Genomic DNA, 12936 nt, shown 5'->3' with positions numbered 1-12936 from the left:
ATATGTTCATTATGAATAACATAAGTATGATACAATTTATTTAATTTATACATAGCAACCTATATCAAATTATTTTAGGAGGAAAATCATGTACCAATTACTAGCAGTATGTCCTATGGGGCTTGAATCTATTGTAGCTAAAGAAGTTCAAGAGTTAGGATATGAGACACGTATTGAGAACGGGCGCATTTATTTCGAAGGGGACGAAAGCGCTATTGTTAAAGCCAATTTATGGTTAAGAACTGCTGATCGTGTCAAACTCATTGTCGGTCAATTTGAAGCAGTAACTTTTGATGAATTATTTGAAAAAACAAAGGCTTTGCCTTGGGAAGCAATCATTAGTAAAGATGGAAAATTTCCTGTGCAAGGTCGTAGTTTAAAATCAAAGTTATTTAGTGTACCTGACGTTCAAGCGATTACTAAAAAAGCTATCGTTGAACGTCTCAAACACGCTTATAAAATCCCTGGATGGTTAGAAGAATCTGGGGCCAATTATCCGGTCGAAGTTAACATTTTAAAAGATAAAGTTTTACTAACGATTGATACATCTGGTTCTGGTTTAAATCGTCGTGGATATCGTTTAAAACAAGGGGAAGCACCGATTAAAGAAACACTAGCTGCTGCTTTAGTTAAATTAGCTAACTGGACAGGGGATACACCGCTTATCGACCCATTTTGTGGATCGGGAACTATTGCTATTGAAGCTTGCATGATTGCTCAAAATATTGCGCCAGGTTTCAATCGCTCTTTTGTATCCGAGCAGTGGGATATCATGCCAGATCAGCTATTTGATTCATTGCGCGCTGAAGCAGATGAAGCTGCAGATTATGATAAAGAAATTGAAATATATGCTTCTGATATTGACCCTCATATGGTAGAAATAGCAAAAGCCAACGCTGATGAAGTTGGCATGGGTGATATTATTCAATTTAGTGTCAAAGATGTGAATACTTTAACACTTACACATGAGGGACCAATTGGTATTATTGGAAACCCACCTTATGGCGAACGTATCGGTGAACGTAACGAAGTTGAAGAAATGTATCGTTATTTAGGCACATTACTTCATAAACATGACCAACTTTCGCTTTATATTATGACAAGTCATAAAGACTTTGAATATTTAGCCAATCGCAAAGCTACAAAACGTCGAAAACTCTTTAATGGCTATATTGAAACAACGTATTATCAATACTGGGCACCTAAAAAAGCTGATGCGTAAAGTGCAAACTTGTATAGTATTCTTAGTTGCATTCCGCTTCTCATAATTATAATGATTTTCGTGACATACATTGCTGTTCAAGAATGTAAATGATTGTGTCAATAGTGAGATAATCATTTATGAAGATAAAGGGGGCTATGTCGATGCAAGATACAAGTTTTAAAAAGGGGATTATGTTCTCATTAATCGCATATATACTTTGGGGAACATTACCGCTTTACTGGGCATTAATCACGGGGATTAATGCGATTGAAACCTTAATGATACGCATAATTTTGTCCCTTATTTTTATGTTATTGTTGTTGCCACTAATGAAACAATGGACAACATTTAAAAACGATTTACAACAACTCATTGCGTCACCTAAGAAAATCATCATTATTATTATTGCTGGTTATGTGGTGACATTGAATTGGGGAACATTTATTTATGCTATTGAAGCTGGTTATGTATTACAAACAAGTTTGGGATATTATATCAATCCATTAGTAAGTATATTATTAGCAATGATATTCTTTAAAGAACGCTTTAATCGTTTAGAGTGGTTAGCTATAGTCGTTGCTTTAACTGGCGTGCTTTATATGACCGTTAAAATAGGTGAATTTCCTTTCATCTCTTTATTGTTAGCATTTTCATTTGGAATTTATGGTTTATTAAAAAAATTAGTCCCTTTAAATGCGATGAGTAGTATAACTATTGAAACGATAGTGACCACACCGATGGCACTCATTTATATCTTATATATGACGTTCCAACATCATTTAAGTATTGGATTTAATATGTCATCATTTTGGCTCCTGTTTTCAGGCGCTGTCACGGCCATCCCTTTACTCTCATTTTCTGCTGGCGCCATTAGGATTCCACTATCCTTAATGGGGTTTATCCAATATGTTGGGCCAACACTTATTTTCATATTAGGTATTTTTGTATTTAAGGAACCGTTTAACATGGACCAATTTATTACATTTTGTTTTATATGGTCAGGTATTTTAATTTATGTTTTATCGCAAATTATCAAAATATATAAAAGACCTACACCTTTAAAATATCAAAATTAACGCACTCAATATGCTTATAAAATTGTGTATGATAACTCAAAAAATGATATTATAGTTGTTTTCATTGCAAGCTTTCAAAATTCATGTATGTGAATTTTGGAAGCTTTTTCTATTTTGTTGTTGCTGAAATGCTATCTCGTTTGTCTATTAAAAATTTGACCAGATGAATGATAAAAGAGGCATTTTTTACAACATTAATGAGTTTGATATAGCTTAAAGGAATTGCATTAAATCCAACATTAGTTATTCATTCAATGTGACATCTTTATTGTTCACTTTTATTCTTGAATCGTGTTGTTGGTTTTTTTAATGGCGTCACCTATAATACAATAGTAAAGAACCATTTAAACAAGGGGAGTACACTATGCATAACCAAGCACAATTGGATATTTTATATAAATTAAAAAAAGAAGTGGAGAAGTCCAATCACACGTCTTTTGTACATACAATCAATCAAATGATTAAAAAAGTTTATTTAGATCATTATACGATGACATTTGTCGGTCATTTTTCTGCTGGTAAATCTACGGTTATAAATCGGTTAATCGGTCAGGATATTTTACCGAGCTCACCTGTTCCTACAACAAGTAACACAGCTCTAGTAACTGTTTCTGAAACTTCAGGCATTACAGCAAATATAGAAGGTCAAAGCTATACTATTTTAGATTCATACGATGATGTGAAACAAATGAATCGAGAAAACTATAATGTAGAATCGATAGATATTCACTTTAAGTCTCATGAATTTCGTCAAGGCTTTACGTTTCAAGATACACCTGGTGTGGACTCAAATGTTCAATCACATAGCGCAAGTACAGAAAGCTTTCTATACACTAGTAATATGGTATTTTACACAGTTGATTATAATCATGTGCAATCAGCTTTAAATTTTCAATTTATGAAACGTTTAAATCATGCCAATATTCCTGTGGTATTTGTGATCAATCAAATTGATAAACATGTGGATTCAGAAATTCCATTTGAAACGTTTAAATCCCGTGTGGAGGCGTCGCTTAAAGAATGGGATATACAACTAGAAGCCACGTTCTACATAACTAAGTTTTCACATGAAGCAAATGAATTTGAAGCACTTAAATCCTTTATACGTCAGCAAGATGAAAATAGAGAACCCGTTAAAGATTATGTTAATCGAATGGTCGATTTTATCACTCAACATCAATCAGATTATTTGGAACAAAAAATGAATGATATATTGTCTCAGTTAAATATTGAAGTTGACCAATTTGACCATGCCTATGACACTTTTAAACAAAATCAAGCTGTTCAAGAGGAATCCGCACGATTAAGCAACAAATCTACTTTAAAAACAGATTTATATAACAATCGAAAACACATTTTAGATAATGCTTACGTCATGACACATGATATGCGTGAACATATACGTCATTATTTAGAAAGTAATGCAAAAGATTTTAAAGTGGGTGGTTGGTTTAATAAACAAAAAAAATTAGAGGAAATACGTCAGTCACGCTTAAATACGTTGATGGACGCCCTTCAAAATAAAGTCACGCAAGAAATAGCAAAGCCCATGCGTGAAGATATGTCTTATTTGACACGCTTTATACATGATCAAGGTTTAAATCATCAAATTGTCAATCAAAACTTTGACATTCCAGTTGACTTAATCACAGATTTGTATCAGACCCAAATACAAATTAGCAATCAATATGTATTGACATTTTCTGAAAACTTAATGAAACAAATACGACAGTACGTCTTGAAATCAAGTGAACCATTAGATACCCGCATCGTATCATCCATTGATATTATTGAAGAAACAAATACCAATAATGAAGACGCTAACCTATATTCGCAATATGTAGAACTTCGTGCGTTAAAAGCATCTTTAGATACGAAAAATTATCAACATTATTATATTCATTTAGATGATTCATTGGATAAACTGATAGATCGTACACCGATAAACTATGAACCACAAACTATAAACCAAAACGCTCAAGTAGATATATCGCAAGCTTCAAAGGATCAAAAACATCACGTATCGCAAATAGAAAAAATTAAGTCTTCGTTAGAAACGCTACAAGAGTTACCTTTATTCCAAACGACAAAAAATAATATTGATGACACGCTAAAACGCATGGATCAACATATCATCAAAATCGGTGTCTTCGGAACGTTTAGCGCTGGGAAGAGCAGTTTAATCAACGCATTATTAGGAGATCAATATTTAGTAAGCTCACCTAACCCAACGACTGCAGCGACGACCGAAATATCATATGGTCATAACAATGCGATTACATTTAAATCTAAATCTACCTTACTTTCAGAGATCAATGATGTCACGGAAGTTGCAGGGTACACATTTTCTTCTATCGAAGCATTTTTAAAAGAGGATAAAACAAAACTTAAAGCTAATATTGATAAGAATCGTTTAGCCTTTATTCACGCTGTAGAACAAAATTATGATCTATATTCACGCTTAACTAAAGACAGTTTAACGATGGCGATTGCACAAGATGACATTAAAAAGTGGAGTGCAGAAGATCAATATGCAACATTTGTAAAAACTGTACATCTTCAATTACCATTGGAATGGCTAAAAGATAAAATTATTATTGATTCGTTAGGATTGCATTCGAATAATCAACGTCACACTAATGAAACTGAAAAGATTTTAACAACTTCAGATTTAATTATTTACGTGAGTTACTTTAACCATTCATTTACAGATAATGACAAAGCGTTTATTCAACATATGAAAGAAATGAATCAATTGATGGAAAACCAAGCGTTTAAAATGGTTGTCAATGCGACAGACCTTGCAGAAACAGATGAAGACCGTTACGCTGTAATGAACTATGTACAAAGTGCATTAAATGAAGTGGGAATGACACCTGAAGTGTTTGGAGTATCTAGTCGAAATGCCTTAATACATGGTGATGCTGGTCTAGAGAAACTTAAAGCGCGTGTAGATGATTTTGCACAAGTAGAATCAAAAGAAGTATTAGAGTCACAATTGAATCATCAACTTCTTTACATATACGATGCTTTAAACGTAATGGTGCTTGATTTTGAGAAAGATAGCACGAAACGAACACACCAACATGAACGTTTAAAAACAATACGATCACCTCACGTATTTGATGCTCAAATTTTATCAACAACTGCCCAACAGGCTGAAAATGAAATTTCTGATCAACTTTATCATCTTCATGAACGTTTAAAAATACAATTGTTAGATGATATCAAAGCAGTATTTAACGGCCAAATGACAAATACAGATGATTTTAAACAAGAAAAACTAGCAGCTTCTAAACGTTATTTAGATCATGTTCATCAAAAACTATACTTAGAACAAACTTTAATCGTTGAACGATTAAAACGCTGTTTCATAGATCACTTTGAACATCAATGCATCCCTACATTAAAAGCATTGCACGAACTACATGTATTGGTACAACCAAAATTAACTTTTCAATTAGACCAACTTGAGACACCTTATTTAAAACTTGATTTAGACACTTTTGTAGCTTCGTTGCCTAAATCTTTAACGAAAAAGAAAATTATTCAAGCACAAGGACAAAAAGAAATCCAAGAAGCAATCAAAGAGAAGACGCTCCAACATTTACAAACACCTATAGAGCATCTAAAAAAAGCATTACTTGAGCGTAATCAATTATTGATTCAACAAGGAAAGTCACTTCTAAATGAATTAGAGCAAGTTGCTCAAAGCGAAATAGACCAAGTCATTTCATATCGTATTGATAATCAATTAGTGGCACAAATCAAACAAATATTACCTAAATTACAAAATACTTTAGAAATTGAGGATTCACATGAGTAAAAAAATATTATTAATTGATGGTATGGCATTATTGTTTAGACATTTTTATGCGACAAGCGTGAATAAGCAGTACATGTTCACTTCCAAAGGATTACCCACAAATGGCACACAAGGTTTTATTCGTCACATCTATACTGCGATTAAACAATCTGATCCAACACATGTAGCTGTATGTTGGGATATGGGAAAAGCAACTTTTAGAAACGAAATTTTCGAAGGATATAAGCAAAATAGGACGGAGCCGCCAGAAGCATTATTACCACAATTTGATCATGTTAAGCACATCTCTGAAGCATTAGGATTTCATAATATAGGTGTATCTCATTATGAAGCAGATGACGTTATTGGAACGATTGCAAGTCATTATAATGATGTAGAAGACGCTCAAGTTGTCATTGTTACAGGCGACCGTGATTTACTCCAATGTGCTTCTAAAAACGTAGAAATTTGGTTAATTAAAAAAGGATTCACTGAATATGTAAAAGTCGACGAACAAGCATTTATATCACAGTACGCATTACAGCCTAAACAATTAATAGATATTAAAGCATTTATGGGAGATAGTGCGGATGGGTACCCAGGTGTTAAGGGGATAGGTGAAAAAACAGCCATTAAACTTATTCAAGCATACCACTCAGTAGAGGGTGTGCTTGAAAATATGCATCATCTTACACCAGGACAACAAAAGAAAATCCAAACACATCTTGATGATTTAAAACTATCGAAGCGATTAGCACGTATTGAAGACAATGTACCTATCAACTTTAAAAATTTAGAACAATACCTACTCTATGAGCACAATATTATGCATGCGCTTCGAATATGTGAGGCACATGAATTACGAGTTTCCCATCGCTACTTGAGATCACTCTTTTAAAACAATGTATGAAACATTATTGAGAAGATTTCATAATCAAATTAAGCATCGAATATAACAAATGACATAGCCTTCAGCACTCATCAATGAATGTTGAAGGCTATGTCAATACATTTTTAGCGTTAAACGTATTATGTTTAACTGTTCATTAAAATAACGCTTAATTCAAACTTCGGTGTTCCACTTTTAACTTCGTTTTTTTGTATATTGATACAGCTTTGATTGCGCCAACATATTCGCCTCTTTATTTTGTTCTCTAGGAATCCATTTGACAAAACACAGGTCAAAAGCATTGGATAGAGCTAAATATGATGTCAAATAGTGTTTATACTTAGCATTTTTAACAAACTCACGATTCACTGCATCTTCTATTAATTTTGAATCTGTATGTATGAGGGCATTAGAGACGTTCAAATTTTGCGCTTGTTTTAATGCAATTAACAACGCTTCCCATTCTGCCTCATGATTCTCTTTTTCTCCAATTACATCAGCAAATACATAACGCTGATGATTTTCTACAATTACCACACCATAAGTACTTAAACCTGGATTGCCTTGTGATGCAGCATCAAAATATATTTTTGCCATATCAACACCTCTAAATAATAGTAACACGAAGCGATAAAAAAAGAGAATGAACGTCTATTGTTCACTCTCCTTAGTTTTATCCTATATTTAATCAATTTGAAAAGGTTTAATTTTCCCTTTACGATACAGCCATTTAGCCCAATATCCAAAAGGCACATTGAAAATTGTAGCGATTAACTTAAGAACGTACGTCGTAACAAAAATTTCAAACACTACATCATTAGGTAAAGGTCCACCTAAAAATGCTATGATTACAAAAATACCTGTATCGATAATTGAACTTAACATTGTGCTTCCATATGCTCGTATAAAAAATGTACGGTCTGAACTAAAAATCCGCTTAATACAGCTAAAGATAAAGACATCGATATATTGACCTATAATATAAGCAATAATTGAAGCTAAAGCAATACGGGGCACCAACCCAAAAATTGTATCCAAAGCGCTTTGTGCGATATCAGCTGTACTTGGTTGAAAACTCAATGAAATTTGCATCAAAATAATCATGATTAATGTCGAAAAAAAACCCATCCATACCGCTCGCTTTGCGACTTTACGTCCATATATATCATTAAGTATATCAGTTGCTAAATATATTGATGCAAACATAACATTACCTAACGTCGCAGATATCGTAAAAATATCTACTGTTTTTATCACTTGTATATTGGCTATCATCGTTCCTATAGCGACCCAAACCATTAAACCTTGGGGACCAAATAACCGAAACATTAAAACCAATAAAATAAAAGTCATTAAAAAAGCAACTAAACCTAACCATTCATTAAACATGAAATTCCTCCTAAATTTTGATTAAGCGGGTGTTTAGAAACCGCTTCTATACTTCTAAAATTGCCTACATTGAATTTAAGGACTTGATAATAATCCGACTTGAATTGCCACAATAATTAAATCAATCTCAACTTAATTATAATAATTAAAATAAATATAAATATCAATAGATGTAACAAAAGTTTTGCATGTCTATGAGAAAAACGTATGCTTGAAATTTAAATATTTCATTGAAAAGGGAATACATGTTACCATAATGTTTATTGTGTGTGCTAATTTAAGGAGTGATGATTGTGTTTACAGAAACAAAAAAACGTGCTGTTTCAAAAATTGACCAATTAATGAACCAATATTGTGAGCAATGTATGATCAAAACACATATCAGACAATCTCAGAATAAGACGAAAGCACATCATTTTTGCATAAAAGAGTGTTCAGTTGGAAAACAAATTCAACAATTAGGCAATGAATTACAATAGGGGGACATTTTATGGAAATTGTAAAAGTTGAACCTACTCCAAGTCCAAATACAATGAAGATTATTTTGTCTCAAAAAAGGGCGGACAATCAATCTAATACGTATACTGAAATCAAAAAAGAACAACCAGAATTTATTAATGCGTTGCTTGCCATTCAAGATGTCAAATCAATTTTTCACGTACTCGACTTTATTGCTGTTGACAAAACACCGAAAGCTGAATGGGAAAGCGTGTTACCTCAAATCACAGAATCATTAACTCATGGAAGTATTGCGTCAACACACTCAGTTGAGCCAGATACGCATTTTGGTGAAGTCACAGTGGAAATTTTGAAGTTTAAAAATATCCCATACCAAATTAAGTTAACATCAGGTAATGAGGAATTGCGACATCAATTACCAGATCATTTTGTCGAGGCCATGACTTCTGCACAAAAAGCGGGTGATAATGTTGTTTTCATGCGTAAATGGGAGCTATTGGGTATTAGATACGGTGAAATGGATGAAGTCATGTCACATGTGGAGACTGAAATTAGCGCACTATACCCAAAAGATACACTTCATACACTCGTGAAAGATGCACAAGAAAGTGATATACATGTACCTCAAAAACTTTATAAACATGTTACACTAGAGACATACCAACAAACATCAGGCTGGAACGAACGTTTACGTATGTTAAAATCTTTTCCAAAGCCTACAGTTGAAGACTATCCATTATTAGATGCTGCTTTAAAGGAAGATAAAGTACCGTTAAGACGAGAAGCAGTAGTATTATTGAGTATGATAGAAAATAAAGCAACATTACCATATTTATATAAGGGGTTGCGTGATAAAAATCCTGCTGTACGTCGAACTGCTGGTGATGGATTAAGTGACCTTGGATACAAAGAAGCATTGCCGGAAATGGAAAAAGCACTGTCAGATCCACAAAAAATTGTTCGCTGGCGTGCAGCAATGTTTTTGTTCGATGAAGGTGGACAAGACCAATTAAAAACGCTTAAAGCTCATCAAAATGATGACGCATACGAAGTGAAGTTACAAATAGAAATGGCTATTGCGCGAATTGAAAATGGTGAAGCCGCCTTAGGTTCTGTTTGGAAACAAATCGCAAATCGAAATCAATAGGGAGATGTTAACATGAATGCTTATGATGCATATATGAAAGAACTTGCCGCACAAATGCGCGCTGAATTAACACAAAATGGCTTTGAAAGTCTAGAAAGTGAAGAAGATGTCGAAAACTATATGAATCAAGTGTCAGAGAATGCAACGACATTTGTTGTAATCAATTCTACATGCGGCTGTGCAGCTGGTTTAGCTCGACCTGCAGCTGTAGCTGTAGCGGAGCAAAATGAAAATAAACCGACACATAAAGTAACCGTTTTTGCGGGACAGGATAAGGCTGCTACAGCAAAAATGCGTGACTATATTCAACAAGTACCATCCAGTCCATCCTATGCATTATTTAAAGGCACGCAACTTGTTCACTTTATTCCCCGTGAACACATTGAAGGCCGAGATATTAATGATATAGCTATGGATATCAAAGATGCTTTTGACACACATTGTCATTCATAAACCTAGCGTTCAATTTAATGAGTCATATTGTAAGTAAAAAAGAGAGATGTGGCATTCAAAATATGAGCCATATCTCCCTTTTTAATTTATAATAAGTATCAAATAATTTATTATAGTAATAAAGAGAAAGAGGTGGCGCACATGAATCCTTTTGATCAAGCATATCATCAACTATGTCAAGAAGTATTAAATGTTGGAGCAACAAAAGATGACCGTACTCGTACTGGAACAATTTCAAAATTTGGTCATCAATTACGCTTTGACTTAAATAAAGGTTTCCCTTTACTAACAACTAAAAAAGTATCATTCAAGCTGATCGCAACCGAATTGATTTGGTTTATACGTGGAGATACAAATTTAAGATATTTATTGCAATATAATAATAATATTTGGAATGAATGGGCCTTTGAAAAATATGTTCAATCTGATGATTATACAGGCCCAGATATGACAAACTTTGGACATCGTGCTTTGCAAGATTCGGAATTTAATAAAGTGTATCAAGACGAAATGTCTCAGTTTAAAACTCGCATTTTAAATGATGATGATTTTATGCGAAAGCACGGGGATTTAGGTAATGTATATGGGAAACAATGGAGAGACTGGGTTGGACCTAATGGTCAACATATTGACCAATTGGCGCAATTAATTGATAACATTAAACATAACCCTAATTCTAGACGTCATATTATTAGTGCATGGAACCCTGCAGAAATTGAGTCTATGGCACTACCACCTTGTCATACCTTATTTCAATTTTATGTCCAAGATGGAAAATTGAGTTGTCAGTTATATCAAAGAAGTGCTGATATTTTTCTAGGGGTACCTTTTAACATAGCAAGTTATAGCTTATTGACTCATTTAATCGCAAAAGAATGTGATCTTGAGGTCAGTGAATTCATTCACACATTTGGCGACGCTCATATATACAGCAACCATATTGACGCTGTCGAAACACAATTAGCACGATCAAGTTTTGCACCGCCAACACTAAAAATTAATACAGATAAATCTATATTTGATTTAGAATACGAAGATTTGGAAATAGTAAATTATGAATCTCATCCCATCATAAAAGCACCAATTGCGGTATAATTAACTCAACGTGTATTTGTTAATGGATTGATTTGAGATTTTAAATTTAGCATAACTAGGAGTGAGTCAAATGACATTATCCATTTTAGTTGCTCATGATAAAAATAGAGGCATTGGTTTTAATAATCAATTACCATGGCATCTCCCGAATGACTTAAAACACGTGAAAAAATTATCAACTGGTAATACTTTAGTAATGGGACGTGCAACCTTTGATTCTATTGGAAAAGCTTTACCAAATCGAAAAAATGTTGTTTTAACACGTAATAAAGATTTTAAAGCTGATGGTGTTGAGGTGATTCATGATATTAAAGACATCGAACAGTTAGAAGGCCATGTTTTCATTTTTGGTGGTCAATCATTATTTGAAATGTTTATGGATAAAGTGGATGATATGTATATTACAGTTATCGATGACACGTTTCAAGCTGACACTTATTTCCCACCCTATTCGTTTGAAGATTGGGAAGTAGAATCAGCAATTGAGGGCGAAATTGATGAAAAAAATAAATACCCACATACTTTTCTGCATTTAGTTAGGAAGTAATCACGGAGGTTTAATCAATGCAACGTATATTAGTAACAGATTCAACATCAGATTTAGATCCTAGTTTTTTAGAACAACATAACGTTCACATCGTGCCATTAAGTGTGACGGTTAATGGTAAATCTTATGTTGACCAAGAGGAAATTTCTTCAGAAACATACACACAATATTTAGAAGACGACAACAATGATTTAAAAACAAGCCAACCCCCATTAGGAAGATTTGTTGAAACATACGAAGCTTTAACTCAAGAGGGTGCAGAAGTCATTAGTATTCATTTATCTTCTGGCCTTAGCGGCACGTATCAAACCGCTGTTCAAGCCAGTGAAATGGTAGATGGTAAAGTGACTGTTATTGATTCAAAATCTATCACTTATGGATTAGGATATCAAATTCAGCATATCGTTCAGTGGATTGAAGAAGGTCTACCTACTGAAACTATTGTTGAAAAAGTTCATCAATTACAAAACAATATTAAACTGTATGTTGTAATTGGTAAATTAGATCGCTTAATCAAAGGTGGTCGTATTAGTAAAGCGAAAGGTATGCTTGGTAACTTAATGAAAATTAAGCCTGTCGGTGTACTGATTGATGGCAATCTAGAAATTGTTCATAGCTCACGAACACAAGGGGCATGTGCGAAGTATTTAGCGAAAGATTTAGCTCAATTTTTAGGTGACGGTAAAATTAAATCCGCAGCCATTGTGCATGCCAATGCGAATGATTTCTTAGAAAAAGTGAAAGATAAAATTGAAGAAACGTTTGATTTTTCAAATTTTGACACAAATTTTACTACACCTATCATATCTACGCATACGGGAACGGGTGCAATTGGTGTCGTCGTTTTAAAAGAACATAATTCTTAAAAGGGC

12 protein-coding genes are annotated in these 12936 nt (G+C 33.6%); 10 read left to right on the top strand and 2 right to left on the bottom strand.

Annotated elements, in window-relative coordinates; translation table 11 throughout:
• Nucleotides 1–88: 88 nt before the first annotated feature.
• The 4 genes from G8Y85_RS04785 (at nucleotide 89) to G8Y85_RS04770 (ending at nucleotide 6983) form a co-directional block, all read left to right on the top strand.
• Nucleotides 89–1222, top strand: coding sequence for a THUMP domain-containing class I SAM-dependent RNA methyltransferase (locus G8Y85_RS04785; RefSeq protein ID WP_060551058.1), 1134 nt, complete (start codon nucleotides 89–91; stop codon nucleotides 1220–1222).
• 143 nt (nucleotides 1223–1365) lie between these two features.
• The gene (rarD, locus tag G8Y85_RS04780; protein ID WP_103345995.1) at nucleotides 1366–2280 is read left to right on the top strand and encodes an EamA family transporter RarD; all 915 of its coding nucleotides are present in this window, start codon (nucleotides 1366–1368) and stop codon (nucleotides 2278–2280) included.
• 364 nt (nucleotides 2281–2644) lie between these two features.
• Nucleotides 2645–6106, top strand: a complete 3462-nt coding sequence (locus G8Y85_RS04775; RefSeq protein ID WP_165805501.1) for a dynamin family protein — start codon at nucleotides 2645–2647, stop codon at nucleotides 6104–6106.
• Nucleotides 6099–6983, top strand: a complete 885-nt coding sequence (locus G8Y85_RS04770; protein WP_107401360.1) for a 5'-3' exonuclease — start codon at nucleotides 6099–6101, stop codon at nucleotides 6981–6983. Before G8Y85_RS04775 ends, G8Y85_RS04770 begins: the two co-directional genes overlap by 8 nt.
• A gap of 186 nt (nucleotides 6984–7169) precedes the next feature.
• On the opposite strand, the gene G8Y85_RS04765 is transcribed toward G8Y85_RS04770, so the two are convergent.
• Together G8Y85_RS04765 and G8Y85_RS04760 are read right to left on the bottom strand one after the other, a co-directional pair.
• A complete protein-coding gene (locus tag G8Y85_RS04765; protein WP_060551054.1) occupies nucleotides 7170–7571 on the bottom strand; it encodes a ribonuclease HI family protein in 402 nt (133 codons plus the stop codon).
• A gap of 87 nt (nucleotides 7572–7658) precedes the next feature.
• Nucleotides 7659–8363 carry a queuosine precursor transporter gene (locus tag G8Y85_RS04760; RefSeq protein ID WP_107371406.1) on the bottom strand — a complete coding sequence of 235 codons (705 nt, stop codon included), beginning with the start codon at nucleotides 8361–8363 and terminating at the stop codon, nucleotides 7659–7661.
• A gap of 287 nt (nucleotides 8364–8650) precedes the next feature.
• Between G8Y85_RS04760 and G8Y85_RS04755 the strand changes: the two genes are divergently transcribed.
• The 6 genes from G8Y85_RS04755 (at nucleotide 8651) to G8Y85_RS04730 (ending at nucleotide 12930) form a co-directional block, all read left to right on the top strand.
• Nucleotides 8651–8842: a zinc-finger domain-containing protein gene (locus G8Y85_RS04755; protein ID WP_168429135.1), complete on the top strand. Its 192-nt coding sequence runs from the start codon at nucleotides 8651–8653 to the stop codon at nucleotides 8840–8842.
• An 11-nt stretch (nucleotides 8843–8853) separates the two neighbouring features.
• On the top strand, nucleotides 8854–9969 hold the full coding sequence (locus G8Y85_RS04750) for a conserved virulence factor C family protein (RefSeq protein ID WP_165805500.1): 1116 nt from the start codon (nucleotides 8854–8856) through the stop codon (nucleotides 9967–9969).
• A 12-nt stretch (nucleotides 9970–9981) separates the two neighbouring features.
• Nucleotides 9982–10422 carry a bacilliredoxin BrxA gene (brxA, locus tag G8Y85_RS04745; protein WP_037564354.1) on the top strand — a complete coding sequence of 147 codons (441 nt, stop codon included), beginning with the start codon at nucleotides 9982–9984 and terminating at the stop codon, nucleotides 10420–10422.
• Between the two features lie 141 nt (nucleotides 10423–10563).
• On the top strand, nucleotides 10564–11517 hold the full coding sequence (locus G8Y85_RS04740; RefSeq protein ID WP_107401632.1) for a thymidylate synthase: 954 nt from the start codon (nucleotides 10564–10566) through the stop codon (nucleotides 11515–11517).
• Between the two features lie 70 nt (nucleotides 11518–11587).
• Complete coding sequence (locus G8Y85_RS04735) at nucleotides 11588–12064, top strand: dihydrofolate reductase (RefSeq protein ID WP_037564358.1); 477 nt, start codon at nucleotides 11588–11590, stop codon at nucleotides 12062–12064.
• Nucleotides 12065–12081: 17 nt separating this feature from the next.
• Nucleotides 12082–12930, top strand: coding sequence for a DegV family protein (locus G8Y85_RS04730; RefSeq protein WP_037564360.1), 849 nt, complete (start codon nucleotides 12082–12084; stop codon nucleotides 12928–12930).
• The last annotated feature ends 6 nt before the right edge of the window (nucleotides 12931–12936 follow it).

Source organism: Staphylococcus sp. 11007852, from assembly GCF_011394325.1.
Classification (GTDB): Bacteria; Bacillota; Bacilli; order Staphylococcales; family Staphylococcaceae; genus Staphylococcus; species Staphylococcus agnetis.
This window is presented reverse-complemented; position numbering and strand designations above follow the sequence as displayed.